Genomic DNA, 21431 nt, shown 5'->3' on the forward strand with positions numbered 1-21431 from the left:
AGAAAGGAATAGTATTTTGAAAAAAAGAGATTTAGAACCAACTGAAGAAAATATAATGGATACTTTTGTTAAGAACAGTGTTGGAAGAAATGACAGCTTACTAAAGTTTATAGAAATGCTTAATTATCAGGATGACTCATATTCTATTGCTTTGGATGGAAAATGGGGTTCGGGAAAGACCTTTTTTGTAAAACAATGTAAATTAGTATTAGATTGTTTAAATGATGAAAATCAATCCCAATATAAAGACCAAGTTTTAAATGTCATAGATGAAGATGAAATTGCTAAACTTACAAAGGTTAATTTTAAAACTGTTTATTTTGATGCTTGGAAAAATGATAGTGATTTGGATCCGATTGTGTCTTTATCCAAAAGCATAGCTACAACTGCTTTTAACATTAAAACGAAAGCTAAGGGTGTAGCTATTGAAGCAGGAAAAAAATTAATTGAAATAGCAGCCAAAGAAATTGCAAAAATTGATATTGATAGTATCTTAGATATTTTTCATACAGAAGAAAATGTTGAAGCCAAATTCAAGAAGGAATTAGCTTCTTTAATTCCTAAACATGGACGTCTAATTGTCTTTATTGATGAATTAGATAGGTGTCGCCCAACATATGCTGTTAAGCTATTAGAAAGGGTGCAACATTTTTTTGATAACAAGAAAATCACCTTCATTTTTTCCGTTAATCTTTATGAATTAAAAAATACAATAAAAAAGCTTTATGGCTCAAGTTTTGACGGTGATAGATATCTTGATCGATTTTTTTATTCAATTATCAGCTTGCCAGATGCATATTATGCTTCTGAAAATATAGAAGGTCTGTCTTCAGATGAAAAAATGTATTTAAAGTATTGTGACGAGATCACTCAGAAATTCAATTTTAGTCTTAGGGAACAGAATCATTTTACAAGCATGATAGATATTACTGGTGTTAAAAATAGATTCTTGTCTTCTAATTACCATGCAGATGTATTCGGAAATGGTAATGAAATAGTAGATTTCTTTATAATTCCCTATTTGATTGCACTTAAGATGGTCGATAGCGATCAATTCAATGCTTTTGTTTATTATAATGATGGTACAGACTTTATTAGTTTTTTGGCATCGAGTAAAATCTTTTTAAGTTATTTGTGGACTGATGATTCAAATACTCTTAAGAAAGCTGCAAAGGACATTTACGATTGTATTTTTGTGAGAAATGAAATTGTAGAATCTGTTGGAATTATTAAAGAACCAAAGAATATTTATATTAGAGAACCTTATAAATTAAAAAAAGAAGTCAATGATATTTTAAGTTTAGTATCGAACGATTCGGTTTATGAAGATAAGGATAATAACTCTACTAAGGAATAGTCATATTAAAATTTATCTGATTGAAAAATATATAATGGTACAATTAAATAGACATTGATTGAGCTAATTTCAATCAACTAATTAATTAGAAAATAACTTTGAATATAAATTTTAAAATTAAAGGAGATAACATTGTCAAATACAACTACAAGTTTACAGCAAGGACTTTTCAGTGCGGCAGATTCATTGCGATCGAAGATGGATGCGAGTCAATATAAAAATTATTTATTAGGCACTGTCTTTTATAAATATTTATCTGATCACATGCTTTACAACGTTTTGGAATTATTATCTGATGAACCTGATGGAACACTAGATGAAGCTCAAAAAATTTATGAAGATAATGCTGATGATGCAGAACTAGTTAATGAATTGCGGGTATCATTAGGTTATGTAATTGAGCCTGAATATACATACAATAGTATTTTAAAAGCGGTCAACAATCATACTTTTCAGGTCAAGCAATTAGGGGATGCTTTTAATAAACTAGAAAGCTCTGACCAAGACTTTGAAGGGTTATTTGATGATTATGATTTGTATTCTAAGAGTTTAGGAAGCACAGCGCAAAAAAGAACAGATACTATAGCTGGAGTTATTCAAGCAATTGGCAAAATAGAATTGGTCAAAACTTCAGGCGATAGTCTGGGCGATGCTTATGAATATTTGATTAGTCAGTTTGCTTCAGAATCTGGTAAAAAAGCGGGTGAATTTTATACACCTCAACAAGTTTCTGAGCTATTAACCCGTTTAACTTTGGTAGGCAAAGATTATTCAGCAGGAATGACAGTTTATGATCCTGCTATGGGATCTGGGTCTCTGCTCTTAAACTTTAAAAAATATGGTTCAGCTCACGACCGAGTTACTTACTATGGGCAAGAAATTAATACTTCTACGTATAACTTGGCCAAAATGAACTTAATCTTGCACAACATTGACCAAGCAAACAGGCATTTGCGTAATGGCGATACCTTGGACGAAGATTGGCCAGCAGAGGAAGCCAATAACTTTGATGCAGTTGTTATGAATCCACCGTATTCATTAAAATGGTCAGCAAACAAGGGCTTTTTTGATGATCCTCGTTTCTCTCCGTACGGAGTTTTGCCTCCTAAGTCGAAAGCAGACTATGCTTTTTTACTTCATGGTTATTACCATCTAAAGCACAGTGGTGTAATGTCCATTGTTTTACCTCACGGTGTTCTTTTCCGTGGCGGTGCTGAAGGTAAAATCAGACAAAAGCTGCTTGAAAATGGTGCTATTGATGCAATTATTGGTCTGCCAGCAAATCTGTTTTATAGTACTGGCATTCCAACAGTGATTGTCGTACTTAAAAAAAATAAGCAAGATCGTGATGTCATGTTTATTGATGCTTCTAAAGGTTTTGAAAAGGTTAAAACGCAAAACAAATTGCGTGAAGAAGATATAAATCGGATTTTAACTACTTATTCTGCACGTCAAGATGTTGAAAAATATGCTCATTTGGCAAAATTTGATGAGATCAAAGAAAATGATTTTAATCTAAATATTCCGCGTTATGTTGATACTTTTGAAGAAGAACCACCAGTTGATGTGCAAAAACTAGTTGCAGATATGGCTAACATTACAAAAGAACAAAAAGAAACAACTGATGAAATTAAGCATTCTTTGGATGAATTGGTTGGTACTGATTCGGATACTCAAAAAATACTAGATCGGTTAAAAGATATTTTATAGTTTTAAATAGGTTTGAATAAATGAATAATATTAAATTTTTACCTAATATCAGGTTTAGAAAATTTGAAAAAAGATGGAAAACCGAAAAATTGGAGGAATTAGGCAACACTTTTCCTAGTTTATCTGGTAAATCCAAAAAAGATTTTGGGCACGGAAATGCAAAGTATATAACTTATATGAATGTATTTACTAATCCAATTGCATCCATGTCAGGAACAGAAGCTATTGAAATAGATAAAAAACAAAATTCTGTTAAGTATGGGGATGTATTGTTTACTATGTCATCTGAAACACCAGAAGAAGTTGGTATGTCAAGCGTATGGGAATACCATGCAAAAAATGTATATCTAAATAGTTTTTCATTCGGATTTAGGCCCAATTCTGAATTTGACTTAAATTTCCTTGCATTTCTGTTAAGGTCTCAAGGTGTTAGAAGACAAATAGTGATATTAGCACAAGGCATTTCTAGATTTAATATTTCAAAAGTTAAAATGATGGGTATTAATGTTACTTTTCCCACTAATCTTTTTGAACAACAAAAAATCGGTGACTTTTTTAGTAAGTTAGATAAGCTACTTGATTTGCAGCAGCAAAAGATTGACAAGTTGGAGCTGCTAAAAAAGGCTTTGTTGCAAAAACTATTTCCTAAGCATGATGCCAAAATACCTGAATTGCGATTTAAAGGTTGCGATGGTGAGTGGGAAGATTGTCTTGTTGGTAATCTGTTAGAAGTTGTTCCAAATAAAGAATATATAACAGAAGCTTCAAAAAAGGGTCTAAATCCAGTTATTCAACAGGGTGAAAAACCCATTTTGGGTTTTTCTAACAAAACACCATACAAAGAGTATAAAAAAGTAGTACTTTTTGGAGACCATACTGTGTCTTTATACAAACCGGAAAGTCCTTTTTTAATTGCTACTGACGGAATAAAAATATTATACGTAAAAGACTGGAATGGACACTTTTTGTTTGCCTTTTTACAAAAATATAAGCCTGATTCAGAAGGATACAAACGACACTTTTCAATTCTTAAAAGTAAAAAAGCAAAATTTACGATAATAGATGAAGAGCAACAAAAGATCGGCAACCTCCTATCTAAGGTTGACCAATTAATCGAATTAGAAAATAAGAAATTACAAAATTTTCAACAAGTTAAAAAGTGTCTTTTACAAAATATGTTTGTTGAATAACAGGGAAAGGAGATAAGGATGGCAGTAACCAAAGTTAAAGAAGCCCAAATGGAAAAAACTTTAATTGATCATTTAACTAAAGAAGCTAATCAATGGCGTTTACGTGAAGATTTAAAAACCATTCCGCAATTATGGGCTAACTTTTTCCAGATTCTTGAAGATAATAATCGCGATCAACTTCATGACGTTCCACTGACACAAAATGAAAAAGAAACCATTCGTACGCAAATAACTAAGCCTAATTTTTACCAAGCTGCTAAGTTTTTGGCTGGTGCTAACAGGCAGGTTAGGCATCACTTAAAGCGTGATGATTCTTCTTTGCCAGATGCTGATTTATTAATTTTAGATAATACCAATATTGCCGGTGGAACTTCCGTTTATGAAGTTGTTCATCAAGTAGAAGTTAATAAGTCGAGCTTGTCACCGCTTGATCAAGATAGGCGCTTTGATGTTACTCTCCTGATTAATGGGTTACCTTTAATTCATATTGAATTGAAGACACCGAATTTTCCCTTTATGGATGCGTTTCGCCAAATACAAAAGTATATAGACGAAGATAAATTTGGTGATATCTATAACTTTGTAGAAATGTTTGTTGTTACTAATGGTACCAATACTCAGTATATTGCTGCTGGGCAAAATTTACGCCCTAATTTTTTGATTTCTTGGATTGATCATGACAGACAGCAAGTTAATAATTACTTGGATTTTGCGCATGAAGTCCTGTCAATTCCGATGGCACATCACATGATTGCTGACTATACAGTTTTAGATGATAATGCCCAAAGAATTATCCTTTTGCGCCCGTATCAAATTCAAGCAATACAAGCAATTTTTAAAGAATCGCGTAAGGGAAAGTCTGGCTTTATTTGGCACGCTACAGGTTCGGGTAAAACTTTAACCTCGTATAAAGTTGCCCGTAATTTATTACAAATACCTGCTATTGATAAGACAATCTTTCTAATAGATCGCAAAGATTTGGATATGCAAACTGTTACTGCATTTCAAACTTATGCAAATAATGACACTATTGATGTAGATGAAACCGCGAATAGTTTTGAATTGGCTAGGCAATTGGGTGATGGCAACCGCAATGTGATTGTAACTACCAGACAGAAACTGCAAACTATTTTTAAGCGAATGGAAAGTTCAACTGAAATTGCTAAGAAATATGAAAAACTAAAAGACTTACGATTAGCTTTTATTGTTGATGAATGTCATCGAGCAGTTACGCCAGCTCAGAAAAGGGAACTTGATAGATTTTTTAATCGTCAACCATTGTGGTATGGCTTTACTGGGACGCCTATTTTTGCAGAAAATGCACGGTCTGAAAACGGACAAGATGCTCGTACCACTGAGCAACTTTATGGTCCGATTTTACACAAATATACGATCGAAGACGCAATTCATGATAAAAAAGTATTAGGTTTTAAAATTGATAATGAAGGTAGTTCGAATCAAACAGATAACGATCAGATTTATCTCGCAGATGCTCACATGAAAGCAGTTGTTAAACAAGTCTTAGCTTTAGCTTATCGTAAGCAAGGACTTAGCAATGGTCACAGATATTCTGCACTGTTTTCAACATCTTCTATTAAACAAGCGCAGAAGTACTATCACTTGTTTAAAGAGGCAATTGTCCATGGTGAAGTTCCTAATCGTATTCAAAAGGTGGCACCAGATTTTCCTCGAATAGCTATTACATATTCAATTTCTCAAAACGAGGAAGAATCAATTGCCAATCAGGCAGAAATGAAGCAAGCTCTAGATGACTACAATAAAATGTTTAATACACATTTTTCTATGTCAGAGCTTGGAAGTTATAACCGCAATGTCAATGATCGACTTGCATGTAAAAACAAAATGTATCAAACACGAGATCAACAGCTTGATATTGTGATCGTAGTTGATCGTTTATTGACAGGATTTGATGCTCCGAAATTGTCCACGTTATATCTTGATCGTCCACCAATGAATGCTCAAAATCTAATACAAGCTTTCTCAAGAACAAACCGTATTTATGATGATGGTAAAAAATGGGGCCAAATTGTAACTTTTCAATATCCGGATCAATATAGTGAAGCGATAGATAACGCATTAACACTTTATGCTAATGGTGGTAGTGATGGTGTTCTTGCTCCAGACTGGAATACATCACGGCAACGTTATGTACAGGCACGTAAGAAACTGGACAAATATGTTAATAACCCCCAGATATTGGACACCATCATTGATGCGCCTAAAAAAGACCAGAAGGAATTTATTAAAGCCTTTCAAAAATATGATCAGGCTCTTGCTGCTATTAAGACCTATGATGAGTTAGATAAACAAGATAAACTTCCTGTTTCAGAACAAATTAATATTAATGATATTTCTCCTGAAATAGAAAGTACTTTAGAAGGCGTGTACCAAAATGTTATTGCTGCGTTAAAAGCAGATAATAAAAATGAAGGGGATCCTGTAGACCTTGATATTGACGAAGATTATGAGCTTGAATCTATTCACATTAAAGAAGTAGATGAACACTATATTATGTCGCTTATTCAAGATTATATTTCAACAGCTAATCAGCAGGTAAGTGCATCACAAAAATCTGAAGATCAAAATGAAACCACACAAGTTGTCGACTATATCGACCAATATGCCAAAACTAATGAGTCACGGGCAAACCAAATTCGTTCTATTTGGCAAGATGTTCAAGATAACCCTCAAAAGTATATGGATCAAAAAGTTGAAGATGTGTTGGCAAATTCTATAAAGCAAAAAAATGAAAAAATCTTAGGCGAGCTAGCGGACGATTTCGGACTCGACTATGACAATTTGAACTATGTTGTTAACAATTTTAAACCAGACGAAGCTAATCCAAAGGGAATGGGAGATTTAGTAAGTAAGAGATACTTTGATAGGTATAAAGAGAACCATCCTGATAGTAAGTGGAAAAATTGGCTCAGCTGGAAAACTGAGGTACGCGAAAAAGTTAAGGTAATCTATAATACCAAGATCAAGCCGTTAGAATCTGAAGACTGATCAATTAATAAACTAGTATGGTTTTAAAAAAAGCGTTTTCTATAAAAATGAATGTATTTTAAGCATCAGGCTATCGATTTCCTGGTGCTTTTTACTTAATTAGTATATTCTTTCATACAAAGTCTATTTGAGTATATATAGATTTCAAATTATAATAAGAATTGTTATCTAAGTGAGAGGAACAAAACGAATGGCCAATCAACAAATTAATAATGAAAATGCGGCAATGAAAGAAGTTTTGATTGCGATGCATAAGATAGGCGGTCAAGTAACGAGGCAAGATATACGTAATGAAATTCGTGATAGTTCCGTTGTCTTCTCTGAAGACGAAGTTGATAAAACTCGCGTTTCACGCAAAACTGGCAAACAGTATCATCCATTTTACTATTCAATGAATTTTGCAGTTAAGTATTTGATTTTAACTGGCTTTATAAATACTGAGGACAATCGAGTATTGGAATTGACTGAAAAAGGACGCAATGTCGACTTGTCTTCTTTTGATGCTGAAAAGGATGTTCGTCCTTTTTTGGAAGATAATAATTCTCAAGAGTTGAAAGAAAAGAGTCTAGCCGAAGTTGATTCAGCTAAAGATATGAATGATGAAGATACAGATGAAGACCAATGGAGACAAGATCTACTTGACGCTTTAATGAAAATGAATCCCAAAAAGTTTGAGTTTTTTTGCCGGGGCCTATTAACCAAGATGGAAATTGATGTTGACGATACAATTTGCGTCAATTATGCTTCTGACGGTGGTCTCGATGGCTTTGGCTATGTTAGGTCAAACGATTACCGTACTACTAGAGTTGCACTCCAGGCAAAAAGATGGCAGGCTAATGTACCAGCTCCCGAAATTGACAAATTTAGAGGTGCAATGGACAATTATAATGCTGAATTCGGCATTTTCATTACCAATTCTGGCTTTACACGTGGAGCGATTAAAACTGCTCGCCAGGGAACAAGAATTATTACGCTTATTGACGGTGAGGAAATTTGTGATTTAGTCGCTAAGTATAATTATTATGTTGAAGCTGTCACAACATATAGATTAAAAGATTTTTATACAGATAAAGATTAATCCAAAGATAAAAGAAAGCATCAGGCTATAGTTAGTCTGGTGTTTTTCTTTTCAAAAACCTAGTCTATTTTACTTATTTTGGTAATTATGCTAATCTGAATTTTATTAAATCCTTATAAATAAACAGCATTTTTAAGTATAAATTCAGTATTATAGAAAGAAGATAGTGAGGCTATTTTAGCTACTAATAAACAAAATGAAGATTAATAATACAATTAAATACTATCTCCACACTGCATTTACTAATCTAAGGTTTTCCAGAATTATTAGCATTTTGTTTGTAGTACAAGTATTAAAACTAAGTTTGGTTCAGTTTGCGCTACTAGAATCAATTTTTATGTTTGCACAATTTTTTTCTGAAATACCAAGCGGAGTTTTAGGTGATCTGTTTAAAAACAAAACTGTTGTTTTGACTGGTTTAGCCGTTTTAATTACAACACCACTATTAACGGTTATGGCAATGTTTTGCCCGAAAAATATTATTTTCCCTTTACTTGCTGTTTCTTTTGCATTAGAAGGAGTAGGAAATGCACTGCTGAGTGGTGCGGATGAGGCCTTTTTTTACGAAGGTATTCGCGAAGATGGGGATGAACAGCTTTATGGCAAAATACGAGGAAATAGACAGTTAATCGGCTCAATTGTTTTAGGCATTGCAACTGCAGTAGGAGGTACCCTTTTTACTCAAAACGATAAATTCCCATACTTGTTTCAATCACTTTTTCTCCTAGGTGCAGTGGCCGTTATTGCTTTAACTAAAGAGTCCAAAAAATTTGAAAACGTAGATCATGATCACGAGACTTACACTGATATGCTAAAAAGTATTTTATCAGTTTTTAGGGATATGATTCATTCTTCAGACATTCTGTTTCTCTTTGTAATTATGATTATAGTAACTGCGGTCGAAAATGCGATATTTATGCTATTGCCCAATTATATTTCTAAATTAGGTTTTGATGCTTCTGCTAACGGAAGCGTCTTTATGATCTATAGTTTTGCTGGTGGGTTAGTAGCAGCTCAATCTTACCGATTGGTAAAAATGAAGTTTTCATCTTTAACGGTTTTAATAATTGCCGTTTTACTAGCCGCAACAGGACTAGAAATTCAAGGCTCGAAGTATTTGTTTTTACTAGGTGCTGGTTTATTATATATTGTTTTAGACATGCTCGATCCAGTAGTAATGCAAATGTTAAATTTATGGGTGTCAGATAAATCCAGGGCTACTTTTATTTCTGGACTATCATTCTCTACTAGTTTAGCTACAATGATTATTAATCCAGTTATTGGTGCAGTAATTCAAAAATACGGCACAATAAATATGCTCATTGCCGTCTCGTTGATAACGGTCATGATGATTGTAACTGCATATTTATTAATTATGCGGACAAATAAAAATCAAAATGAAAAATAATAGATTTTTGAGGTTTTCTAAATGAACAAAAAAGAAACTTTACAATATCTTGATCAATTGGGAATCGAATATGAGATAGTTGAGCACCAAGCCGTTTTTAATATGGCAGAAATGGAAGAAATTTCTCTTCCTCATCCTGAGTCAGACGCTAAGAACTTGTTCGTGCGAGATGATAAAAAGCGCAAGTATTACCTGCTGACCGTAAAGGGTGATAAGCGAGTAAACTTAGCTGATTTTCGCAAGCAAAATGATACCAGAAGGCTTAGTCTTGCCTCACCAGCTGACTTAAAAGAAAAACTTGATTTGACTCCAGGTTCAGTTACACCTTTAGGTTTGTTAAATGATCAAAAGCATGAAGTATCATTTTATTTGGATGAGTACTTTGCAGACCAGCCTAGAATTGCCGTTCATCCTAATGACAATACTGCAACGATTTGGTTAAATCCCCAGGACTTGCTTGCAGTGGTTAAAAAGCAAGGAAATCCAATTAAAGTAGTGGAAATGTAAGAAAACTTACATTAAACAGTGTTTTGGCTAAATAAGCCAACCAATTTTAATTAATGAGCTATTGACACATGCCAATTTAGATGCTAAATTAAAATATAATTAAATATTTCATCTTGAGAAGCAGAGTAATTCTCTTGGTATCGTGAAAGAGAGCTAGCAGGTGGTGAAAGCTAGCAGATAGCAGTTAATGAACATGGGCTTTAATTGATGACTAACGGTGATAGTTAGCCGTTAGCGGCGCTGCAGCCGTTATAAATGCAAGCTATTGATTGATAGCTAGTGAGTTTTATTACGTGAGTAATAAAAAAATTAAAGGTGGTAACGCGAAGCACTCGTCCTTATATTAGGGATGAGTGCTTTTTTATTTGGTTTGGAGGATTTCAAATGTCACAAACAGCTTATATCAATGCCAATATTTATACTGGCGAAGATGCTCAAATTCATGCAAACAACTACTTAGTAGTTGATGATGAAAGTGGAAAAATTACTAAAATTGGTTCAGGTGAAATACCTCAAGTGGATAAAACTGTTGATTTAGCAGGAAAATTTGTTATTCCTGGTTTAATCAACTGCCATACGCATGTTGTAATGGATCCACAAACGGCTGATGGTGGAACAGATAACAATGAAGTAGCTGCAGTAGTTCAAGCTTTAAGTAACTTGCATGACTTATTAAAATCAGGTGTAACGTACATTAGAGAATGTGGAAGCAGTTATGATGTTGATATTTATTTAAGCAAGCTAATTGATCAGGGTAAAGTCACTAAAGCACCAGAGATTTTACCTTCTGGCCGTCCATATTCAATGACTGGCGGTCATGGTGATGTGCCTAATTTTGGCCATTTGGTAGATTCACCTGATGAAATGCGTAAAGCAGTCAGACAAGGAATCAAAAGAGGCGCTAAAACAATCAAGGTAATGGCAACTGGCGGTGTCATGACTGAAAATGACTTCATGGATGACCCACAGTTGAGTGAAGAAGAAATTCATGTTGCTGTAGAAGAAGCTCACCACAAAGGCTTGACGGTTGCTGCACACGCTGAAGGTAATCCAGGGATCATGAATGCCATCAAGGCTGGTGTTGACAGTATTGAGCATGGTTTTTACGTTAACGATGAAGAAATCAAGCTAATGCTTGAGAAGGGTACATATTTAACACCAACAATTGTTGGTGCTTGGGCCTTTATCGAATATGCACCAGGTAAAATTCCTGATTGGGAAATGAACAAAATTGCGGCTGCATGGAAAGACTTGCGTGGTAACATTACTAATGCTAAAAATGCAGGAGTTCCAATTACTTTGGGTACAGATGCAGGAACGCCATTTAACGACTTTACAATGACGCCTGAGGAATTGCCACTTTTGGTTGAGCAAGGCTTTACTAACCATGAAGCATTACAAACGAGCTATAATTCTGCTAAGTTGATGAAAATTGATGATGAATATGGTTCACTAGCTGAAGGCAAATACGCTGACTTCCTTGTTTTGGATGAAAATCCTTTAGAAAAGATTGAAGCAGTTGTTCAAAAAGATAAGGCTGTTTACAAAAAAGGTCGTCGAGAGTATTAATTTGCCGTTATCCAAATAAATGCAAACACCGAAAGAGATTACGATGATTAGTAATCTCTTTTTATTTTTAGCGAAAAAAGAGTTCAAAACTTTTAGATTATTTAGTCATAAAACTAAATCTAGATTCGTTCAAATAAATCTTTAATTTTTCACTAATTTTAGATAGAATAGTAGATATCACAATTTATCCAAAAAGGGAGGATTATTTAATGAAGGCCTTACTATACAGTATGACCCCTGAACAAAAGGTTTACGTTGACCAGTGGAATAAAGAACATCCTGACGACGATCTTCAAACTACTGATGCTGATCTAGATGCAAAGACAGTTGAACAAGCTGAAGGTTTTGACGTTGTTAGTGTCTTGCAAGTTTTTGATCTTGATGAGGAAGAAGTTTATCGCAAATTAGCTTCGTATGGCATAAAACATATTGCATTACGCTCAGTTGGCTATAATATTGTTAACTTTGATTATGCACATAAATATCATTTACTTATTACTAACACTCCTGCATATTCGCCACGAGCAGTTGCTGAAAACACTTTAACTTCCGCAATGTACTTGCTACGCAAGTGGGGTCCAATCTTGAAAAATGAACGAGAAGATTTAAATTTTGTGCGTGAAGCCAACTTGATGAGTGACGAAATTTATAATCAAACCGTTGGTATCATTGGTGTAGGACGCATCGGGAGCGCCACAGCTGAAATTTTTCATGCATTAGGTACACGAGTTATTGGTTACGACATTGTTGAAAATCCTGCCAATGAAGCTTTTCTCGAGTACACGGACTTTGAAACGGTTATTAAAGAATCCGATATTTTATCTTTGCACACGCCATTTACACCTGATTTAGAGGGTATGATAAGCGCTAAGGAATTTAAGGAAATGAAAAACACAGCGGTATTAATTAACGCTGCGCGTGGTCCTTTAGTTGATAACAAAGATTTAATTGCTGCTCTGAAAAATAATGAAATCGCTGGCGCATCGCTTGATGTTATGACCGGCGAAGAAGCAATTGTGATGAAGAAATTCAATGACATTTCGGAATTGCCAAAAGACTATCAAGAATTGGTTAAAATGCCAAATGTTGTATTCACGCCGCACTCTGCATACTACACTAAGACCTCGGTTAAAAATATGGTTAACCAGAGTATGACTGATGCTAAACGTGTTTTAAGTGGTGAAAAGCCAGTATATCCAGTTGATGAATAGATGAAATCAAGAAAGACTAACTTTTGTTAGTCTTTTTTTGTCCTGGTATCATATTTTGTTATTGTCAATTATAATAAAAATATTGGTATAATAACTAATAGATAAAGGTCGGAGATCAGGATGGGTAGATTTCATCACAAATATACGTTGCCAGCAATTATTTTACTGTTAATAGTTGCAGTTGGTGGACTTGTAGCAGGTGTACTTAATTTTCGCAATCAAACAACATTGCCTTCCGACTCAAATTCAAGTGCAATTGGTGTGGAACTAAATCAAACTTTTGGATATGTTGACCTACATGAATTACAAGATCACGGTATTTCGTTTGTGTATCTCAGAAGCACGCAAGGACGTTCATATTTTGATGATGATTACTTATCTTATCGCGATCAAGTGTTAGGCACTAAAATGGCTTTTGGCACTAGCATCGCATACAGTAATGAATCTACGCCGGAACAACACTACCAATATTTCATGAAAAAAGTCGGTTTGAACACAGGCAGCTTACCTATCTTGATTGAACCTGCAGTAGACGATCATAGTAACCGTTATCTACAACAGATGGCTCAATTTGTCAGGATGCTTGAAAACCATGGCAAATTAGTCATGGTTGATGTTAATATCAGGTATAAACCGCTTTTTCCTGATGGAACTTTATTTATTACTAATGGTAAAAAAGCACCAAGTAAGATGAAATATTCTTTTTGGCGCTACACTAACAACGGTCGCGTAAAATCGGTTAGCGGCTTAGAAAATGGCGTTGCAATGCTCGCATATAACGGGACGGTAACGCAATATAAACAACGATATGGACAGTTAACACAATAATGAAAAAAGAAATCGAAACAGTTTTAACTAAATTAGGTTTTACAAAACCAACTTTAATCCAACAAGAAACTAACCAGTTAATTAGTGAGGGTGAAAGCTGTATTGCGTTGGCCAAAACGGGAACGGGAAAAACGTTGGCATATGCTTTACCGACGCTTGAAAAAGTCACTAAAGGTGAGCCGAATAGTTTGATTATTTTTGCACCTACAACGGAGCTCGCAGTGCAAATCAGACATGCAATCAATCCTTTTATTCATGCTTTAGATCTTACTGGTATTACGTTGGTCGGTTCAGGTAATCGGCAACGGCAGGAAGACAATTTAAAGAAAAAACATCCTGAAGTTGTTGTCACTACTCCAGGACGTTTCTTTGACTTTTTTTCAAGCAACCGTATTAAAGTAGAACAGATCAAAACTTTAGTCCTTGATGAGGCTGACGATATTCTTGAATTCAGCAAAATGGAATTGTTAAGTTCATTAGGACAAAACTTATTACCGAATGCTCAAATTTTATTATTTGGAGCAACTGAATCAGAGATTACGCAAAATGCAGCTGAATTGTTTGATCGTCCTTTTAAACTAGTTGATGTGCGGGCGAAGCAAAGCACAACAGTAAAAAATTATTTTCTGCAGGTTGATAATGCCCATAAAATTGACTTCATTCAGCGTTTAATGCGGTTGGATCACTTTAAAGGGATTTTGTTTTTCGATTCCAATCAGACAATGATGCGTTTTGCTGGTATCCTTGGTCATACCAAAACCAAATTTGGTTTACTAGCAAATGAGTTTGGCAAGCAAAAAAGAGAGCAAGCACTCAGCGATTTTAAGGCTGGTAGAACACGACTCTTAATTGCAACAGACCTAGCTGCTCGCGGTTTAGATATACCTGGAGTAACTTATGTAATAAACTATGATATTCCTAGTGAAACGAATACCTACTTGCATCGCGCCGGAAGAACCGGACGAATGGGAGCCAAGGGTTATGTTGTGACACTTGGGGATGACCATGATTTGCGTGATCTCAAAAAGTTATTAATAGATACAACTCAAATTGAGCGGGTTTATTTTGCTAAACACAGTTTGTCGACTGAACAGCCAAAGGAGCAAGAAATAGCGTCCAAAGCTGCTACAAAGACAGTTCAGCCAGAGCAGCCTACTAAAAAGAAAAAGCATAAAAACAAGAATCGTAAGAATAAGGGATATCATCCACATTATTTAAAGAAAAAGGAGCAAAAATGAGTCGATTAGTAGCCTGGTTAGAAGACTACATATTACCACTAGCAAATAAATTGGCGCAGACCCATTGGTTAGTGGCCTTACGTGATGCATTCGTTTCTGTAATGCCAATTACGATTGCTGGTTCACTTGCAGTTTTAATTAAGAGTTTGATTGAAGCTGCGCGAGTTAACTTGGGCTGGGAAACTTTCGCCTGGTTGATGAGTCCCCTCGCTTTGATTAGCAATGTGGTTTGGCGAGGAACCTTTGCACTTTTTGCACTCTTTTTATCTATGTCACTTGGCTATCATTTAGCTAAAAGTATGGAAGTTGATCCAATTGCAGGGGCAATTGTTTCCCTGTCTTCCTTAGCAATGAGCATTGCTAACTTAACTAAAATGCGGGTAAATGGTCGGACTATTTCAGTTAAGCATACTTTTGATATTTCGCAGTTTTCAACTACCGGAATTTTTACCGCAATCTTGTTTGGTTCAATCGGTGTTTCAATTTTTGCCTTTTGTGTAAAAGCACGACTTAAGTTGAATATGTCGGTTACTTTACCATATGCAGAACAAATGGCACTTGATTCACTGATCCCAGCAATTATTGCCATCTTTTGTGTCGGCATGATCAATTTTGCTTTTCAAACAATTACTGGTACTTATTTTGGTAATTGGCTATTAAATTCCATCCAAACACCGCTTGTAAAACTTGGCCAGGGCTTTGGTATGGTCTTGCTAGTAACGCTGTTTGTCCAAATCTTTAGTTTCTTTGGACTTAATGGGCTGGGAGTCTGGGCTCCAATCCTCGATTCAATTTGGTTAACAGCCCAGAATGTTAATGTAACTGCGGTACGTAATGGTGAACCCGCTTCTTATCTCTGGGTTAGGGGCTCATTTGATGCCTTTGCTTGGTTTGGTGGCGCAGGTGGTACTTTGATGTTAGTTGTAGCGATTTTGCTATTTTCCAAACGGAGTGATTACCGCACGATTGCTAAAGTTGCATTGGCTCCAGCCGTCTTCAACATCAACGAACCAATTGTACTTGGATTGCCAGTCGTGCTTAATCCAATTTATTTCATTCCCTTCATTTTAGCTCCAATCGTCAATGTTGCATTTTCATATTGGGTGACAATGCTGGGCTTGGTAAATCCGGTACAAGCTGCGGTTCCTGCAGTTGTGCCGCCAATTATTGGCCCATTCTTAGCTTGCAATTATGATTGGCGTGCAATTGTTTTGTGTATTATTAACATGTTAATTGCGCTGGCAATCTGGACGCCCTTTGTTTTTGCGGCAGATAAAATTGCGGATTCAAACAATCCAAGTCCATATTTCACACGGCAATATTAATCTAAAAAAATTGGCTTTTATCAACTAAATTTGGTAAAGTTAATTTGTTGCGACCCTGTAGTTCATCTGGATAGAACAATGGTCTCCTAAACCGTAGAGGTGAGTTCGAATCTCACCGGGGTCATTATAAGTAGCCTAAAGCGTTGCTTATATGGAATGATGGACTAATTTTGAACTAAAAACCGCACTGTTAATAAATACAGCGCGGTTTATTTGTCTAATGATTCTAAGGAATATTAGAGGCTTTTTATGTGGTTATTGATTACTCGATTTTATTAATGTCAATTTTATTTTTCTTAGTATTAACTTCGACAGAGTTATTATCGTCAGCACGAATCTTAATAATTAAAGGTGGATTTTTCATTGTTTTAATGTATATATTATTGCTGCTTGATTAGGTTTTTAATAATTGAAGTAATATCTGTCGATTGGTTGGTATCAGAATAAACTGCAATTGATTGGGTATTATTGATAGCATCATAAACCTTATCATCTTCTAGAATTTTCCTAATTAACTTAGTATTAGTAGACTCTACTTTTACATATTCTTCGCCTAAATGTTCTGTCAATTTTCTTTTTAAATTTTTTTGCCATATGCTACTAGATTCTATAACTTTTGGTGTCATTTTTTCATAGTGAGCAAGTAACCAAACTTCAAAGGAACAGTTTGAAACACAAACTTGACAACTAGCTTTTTTAATGCCTTTTAAAGAAGTGGCTTTTTCTCGCATTTTTGCTATCCGCTTATCATCATAGCCGTCTTTATCAAAAATGATATATATCTTTGTTTCAGAATCAGACTTATACCTATTATCAGGTGTGTTTTTAATAAAGCTAGCTGTTTTGTCTACCCAATCTCCGGAACCCTTCATAATCTTGGTAGCTTTAGCGGTACGTAAATTATAAATGAAAAACAACTCGTCAAAGTAGTTTTTTTCAGTAGTTCCTTCTACAAAGAAAAGAATTTTTTCTTTGACTGGGCGTTTTTTTCTTGATCTACTCATTTTTTGACGATTTCTCTAACTTGGCTTTCTCTGAAGATGTAAACTTGTTTTCTTTTAAAATTTCTAAAATTGAATTTAGATTTACCATTTGAGTAGCTCCATATCGACCCTCTAAATAGCGCCTTTTGTAATTAAAATCATTTCGTTTTAATGCAGGATCATCAAAATCAAAAAGGCTAAATAGTTCACTTTCGCCATAACGATTTTTTTCCGCAAACCAAATTTGATCTTGACGCAAGTTGCTGTCCATTAATGGCAAATTATGAGTTGTCAAAATAAATTGATTACTTTGGATTTCATTATTAATTAATAATACAAGCGCGTTTGCTAACTCGAAGTGGTAAGACATATCAAATTCATCTATCAATAAAACTTTATTCGTATTTTCTAGGATATATAAAGCTAAATTGATAAAAATTTTAGTTCCTCTGCTTTCTTCTCTTAGGTTAAGTGTAAAAGTATTATCTTTAGAACGATGTTTACAGAATAAATCATAAACTGTTATCTGTTTTGGTATTTCAGGTACATTTTGGTCTTCATCTGCTTCCATATTTTGATTTTGTACTATTTGGTATAAAAGTTCTGGCAAATTTTGTTTTCTCTTCTTAACTTCAATATCAATAATGTCAAAATCAGCAGCTTGTATAAAAGATAAAAGCTGCTTTTTAAAATCTTGATTTGATAAGATTTTAAGCCTTCTAGAGTCGATGTTATCTGCATCAACAAAAATTAAATCTTGAGCAAACCATAAGTATGCTTCATTGGAATTAGGCTCATTATTTTGTTGTGCAAAATATAAGAGTAATTGATTTTTTCTGATGTTAGTACTTATTGGAATTAATTGCTCTGGTAATAGTCTAAAATCTTGCTGTTGGCGTTTGAAAATGTATCTTTCATTAACTTTAAGAATTTCTTTTTGAACTTCCAGGGATGTGTATTCTAAAAAGTAATAGAATTTTTTTTGGTTTCTTATAAAAGTAATTTCAAATTTTGTGCTGTTATCATTATTACCAAATGTATCGGAATTTAATTCTTGTTCAATATTAGAAGTTGGATACATAATTACGTGTTTTAAAGTTGCTAATGCTAAAATTAAATTTGTTTTACCATTTGCATTAGCTCCAAAGATTAAGCTTGATTTTAATAATTTTTCACTTAAAATTTTAACCGTATTTGAAGTATTATATTTTCTTAAACGTTCTCCAGTCTGCATTGAAAATTCTTGTTCATTCTTGAAAGAACGAAAGTTAGTTACTTTAAAATCAACTAGCATTTTTTTACCTCGGTATTTCTTGTCTAAAACGTTTTTTCGTTTTAAACGGTTAATATCTTTTATTATCGCATTGTATTTTGATTAATCAACTTATTTATTTGAAAATTGATTTAAAATTACAAATAAACAAGTACGAAAATTGTGTTTTTGTATACTAATAAAACACTTAATTTGGTTTTTACTAGTATTAATGGTTATTTTTAAATGTTTAAGATATGAACAAAAGTATCATGTTTTTAAAATTGATTATCTAAGTCAATTCCTGCTCTTAGCATTTTTGATATTATTAGATTCAAATTTCGTATCATTGTTAAATTGATTAAAAATGGTACGAATTAAAGAGAGGCTGCAAAGTTTTGTTTCAATTTTTTGCCAAAACTTTTATAAATTGATAAAATTCTATTTCCCGTCAAATCAACGTTTTAAATTTTTAAAAACCTTAATTTCCTTCGGTACGATACAAGAATACATTGGATAATGTAGAGCAGAACTGAAAAAATAGTAATAGTAAGGGCATCTAACTTCAACTTTGAATAACTTTATTAATAATAAAATGCTATAAAATAAATATTTTAATTTCAAAGACAATAATAATTAATACAAAATACGCCTGTACTCTCCTTAAATACGTTTAAAAAGCTTGCAATATCAATGATTACTATTACTTTCGCATGGCAAAAAACAGGAAACTATAACTCGCTATAGTCAATAATGTTGTTATATCAAGCAAGGTGTAACATTATGAACTTAAATAATAATAATACCTTAAAACTGTTTACCTTAAAAAAATAGCTAGCTGACCGCATCAAAACATTCAAAGTAAATAAGTTTTGGACTAAAATATGGACTAAATTTTCAAAACAATATATTAAAGGTAATTTTGAGTTACTACTGTATCATTATTTATTATAGGTTATTATACTTAAGTAATCTCACCGGGGTCATGAAAAATTAGAAACGTTGAAAATGAAAAACTGATTTCCAAGTAGGGGACCAGTTTTTTTGTTCTGACTAGTTAATTGTAGTAGTGATTATCAATTGTTTTTCCAATTTATTTTGATTATAGAGAATAGAAAAATTGGGGGGTCATTATTATCATATTTACGCCAATTATGATGAAAATATGCTAGAGTTAGCTCCACTTCAAGTTCTGATATTAAAACTAGAACAAATAGATTGTGTAGGTGGAGAGAATACTCAAGCACCGTACATCGTTGCAAAAAGTAACAATTGACTATGACAAACGGGATGATTTTAAAATGGCGCTATATAAGTGATTTAGTAAAATACTTAAACTTAAGCACTGTTTGGAAACGAGTTGAAGGTAAATAAATGGAAAAATTCATGTTGTAAAAAAGCATGGATTTTTTGTTACGCAATATTTAATTGACATGGAGTTAACTCCAGCAGATAGACTACTATATATAAGAAACTACAAGAATAGGAGGCTTTAGATACTGGAGCACCAGTTTTCGAACAAATAAAATAGATCCACCAATACGAGTTACAACTCAAACAGTGTTTGAGAAAGTGACTGATGGTGATGCTAAATACGATTATGACAAAATAGTTAGCAGTGTAAATAAGGATAGTTAAATTTATCCTTATGACAATAAGTTTCATTATGCAAATGATGCTTTACAAGAACATAATAGGAGATTTTAAAAATGATGAAGCGTTTGGCTAAAATAACGGTCTTATTAGGTCTACTAGGCAGTTTAGCTGCTTGCACAAACGACATGGGACTAGGTGACGTGGAACTAAGCACCAAAGTTTACAGTAAGAAAAAGAAGACCAAAAAGGTCAAAAAAGTGAAAAAGGCAAAAAAGGGCAATCAGAAAGGGGACCAAAAATTGAAACTGATTAAAAAATACACAGGTTTCTCATCTCCAACAGCAATGGCAATTGATAAAGAGAATAACCTTTATGTCTCAAATTGGGGTGGAGATTCAGTAACTAAAATATCGAGCAATGGTGAAAAGGCAAAATTTGTAACTGGCATGAGTTCACCAGCAGGATTAGCTTTCGACAAGAGTGGCAATTTGTATGTATCTGACTATAGTGCCGATGTCATTCTTAAGGTAGATAAAAATGGTAAAAAGACTACTTTTGCTAATAATTTGAGTACGCCAACAGGTATTTCATTTGATAAAGCAGGGAATTTACTTGTTACTAACCGTGGTAGTGATGAAATAGTAAGTATTGACCCTCAAGGTAAAAAGACCATTGTTTCGAATAAAATGCAGACTCCAGTTGGAGTGGTGGAAGATTCTCAAGGCAATCTTTTTGTCACGAACTATGGTGGAAGTGTACTAAAAATTGACACCAATAAACAAGTCTCAGTATTTTCAAAAGGTTTTGCAAGACCAGGTGTTGGCATCGACATTACAGCTAAGGGCGAGATAATTGCGGCTGACAATGGTGGTGATTGTGTCAGAAGAATTGCTAAAGACGGCTCAACTAAAGTTATTGCTGATAAAATTGGTGGTTGTGTAGGTGTGCGCGCTTATAATGATCAACTTTATGTATCAAGCTGGTCAGATGGTGCTGTATATGTTTACTCATTAAATTAATACTCAATTAAAGGAGTTACTAATTTAAGTATTAAAAAAACTGATTCCCGATTTGGAAATCAGTTTTTTTGTTATATATAAATAAAGAAAAAGTGTTCTATTTGGTTAATTAAAATATTAACTTAAATAGGTT

Annotated in this window: 15 protein-coding genes and 1 tRNA gene; 14 read left to right on the forward strand and 2 right to left on the reverse strand. The window is 33.9% G+C overall.

Translation table 11 applies throughout. The features are described from left to right. The first annotated feature begins 16 nt into the window (after window positions 1–16). The 13 genes from CRG87_RS00545 (at window position 17) to CRG87_RS00605 (ending at window position 16572) form a co-directional block, all read left to right on the forward strand. Complete coding sequence (locus tag CRG87_RS00545) at window positions 17–1357, forward strand: KAP family P-loop NTPase fold protein (RefSeq protein WP_074425638.1); 1341 nt, start codon at window positions 17–19, stop codon at window positions 1355–1357. Between the two features lie 132 nt (window positions 1358–1489). Next, window positions 1490–3067 carry a type I restriction-modification system subunit M gene (locus CRG87_RS00550; protein ID WP_074425637.1) on the forward strand — a complete coding sequence of 526 codons (1578 nt, stop codon included), beginning with the start codon at window positions 1490–1492 and terminating at the stop codon, window positions 3065–3067. Between the two features lie 20 nt (window positions 3068–3087). Next, on the forward strand, window positions 3088–4257 hold the full coding sequence (locus tag CRG87_RS00555) for a restriction endonuclease subunit S (RefSeq protein WP_074425636.1): 1170 nt from the start codon (window positions 3088–3090) through the stop codon (window positions 4255–4257). An 18-nt stretch (window positions 4258–4275) separates the two neighbouring features. Next, the gene (locus CRG87_RS00560) at window positions 4276–7284 is read left to right on the forward strand and encodes a type I restriction endonuclease subunit R, EcoR124 family (RefSeq protein WP_074425635.1); all 3009 of its coding nucleotides are present in this window, start codon (window positions 4276–4278) and stop codon (window positions 7282–7284) included. A gap of 190 nt (window positions 7285–7474) precedes the next feature. Beyond that, complete coding sequence (locus tag CRG87_RS00565) at window positions 7475–8362, forward strand: restriction endonuclease (protein ID WP_074425634.1); 888 nt, start codon at window positions 7475–7477, stop codon at window positions 8360–8362. Between the two features lie 196 nt (window positions 8363–8558). After that, window positions 8559–9770: an MFS transporter gene (locus CRG87_RS00570; protein WP_074425633.1), complete on the forward strand. Its 1212-nt coding sequence runs from the start codon at window positions 8559–8561 to the stop codon at window positions 9768–9770. 21 nt (window positions 9771–9791) lie between these two features. After that, window positions 9792–10277, forward strand: a complete 486-nt coding sequence (locus CRG87_RS00575; RefSeq protein WP_074425632.1) for a prolyl-tRNA synthetase associated domain-containing protein — start codon at window positions 9792–9794, stop codon at window positions 10275–10277. A gap of 384 nt (window positions 10278–10661) precedes the next feature. Beyond that, window positions 10662–11846 (forward strand): metal-dependent hydrolase family protein, encoded by a 1185-nt coding sequence (locus tag CRG87_RS00580; RefSeq protein WP_074425631.1) that lies wholly within the window; start codon window positions 10662–10664, stop codon window positions 11844–11846. A 209-nt stretch (window positions 11847–12055) separates the two neighbouring features. Continuing rightward, window positions 12056–13057: a D-2-hydroxyacid dehydrogenase gene (locus tag CRG87_RS00585; protein WP_074425630.1), complete on the forward strand. Its 1002-nt coding sequence runs from the start codon at window positions 12056–12058 to the stop codon at window positions 13055–13057. Window positions 13058–13177: 120 nt separating this feature from the next. Beyond that, a complete protein-coding gene (locus tag CRG87_RS00590) occupies window positions 13178–13885 on the forward strand; it encodes a GH25 family lysozyme (protein WP_074425629.1) in 708 nt (235 codons plus the stop codon). Then, on the forward strand, window positions 13885–15123 hold the full coding sequence (locus CRG87_RS00595) for a DEAD/DEAH box helicase (protein ID WP_371258105.1): 1239 nt from the start codon (window positions 13885–13887) through the stop codon (window positions 15121–15123). Before CRG87_RS00590 ends, CRG87_RS00595 begins: the two co-directional genes overlap by 1 nt. After that, window positions 15120–16448, forward strand: a complete 1329-nt coding sequence (locus CRG87_RS00600) for a PTS sugar transporter subunit IIC (RefSeq protein WP_074425627.1) — start codon at window positions 15120–15122, stop codon at window positions 16446–16448. Before CRG87_RS00595 ends, CRG87_RS00600 begins: the two co-directional genes overlap by 4 nt. 51 nt (window positions 16449–16499) lie before the next feature. Then, window positions 16500–16572 (forward strand) — tRNA-Arg (locus CRG87_RS00605). A 256-nt stretch (window positions 16573–16828) separates the two neighbouring features. On the opposite strand, the gene CRG87_RS00610 is transcribed toward CRG87_RS00605, so the two are convergent. Next, on the reverse strand, window positions 16829–17452 hold the full coding sequence (locus tag CRG87_RS00610) for an RloB family protein (protein WP_074425626.1): 624 nt from the start codon (window positions 17450–17452) through the stop codon (window positions 16829–16831). Next, on the reverse strand, window positions 17445–18665 hold the full coding sequence (locus CRG87_RS00615; protein ID WP_165775954.1) for an AAA family ATPase: 1221 nt from the start codon (window positions 18663–18665) through the stop codon (window positions 17445–17447). Before CRG87_RS00615 ends, CRG87_RS00610 begins: the two co-directional genes overlap by 8 nt. Before the next feature lie 1727 nt (window positions 18666–20392). Between CRG87_RS00615 and CRG87_RS00620 the strand changes: the two genes are divergently transcribed. Continuing rightward, window positions 20393–21298: an NHL repeat-containing protein gene (locus CRG87_RS00620; protein WP_074425624.1), complete on the forward strand. Its 906-nt coding sequence runs from the start codon at window positions 20393–20395 to the stop codon at window positions 21296–21298. Window positions 21299–21431 lie beyond the last annotated feature (133 nt).

The sequence above is a fragment of the Lactobacillus apis genome (assembly GCF_002837055.1).
GTDB classification, from domain to species: domain Bacteria; phylum Bacillota; class Bacilli; order Lactobacillales; family Lactobacillaceae; genus Lactobacillus; species Lactobacillus apis.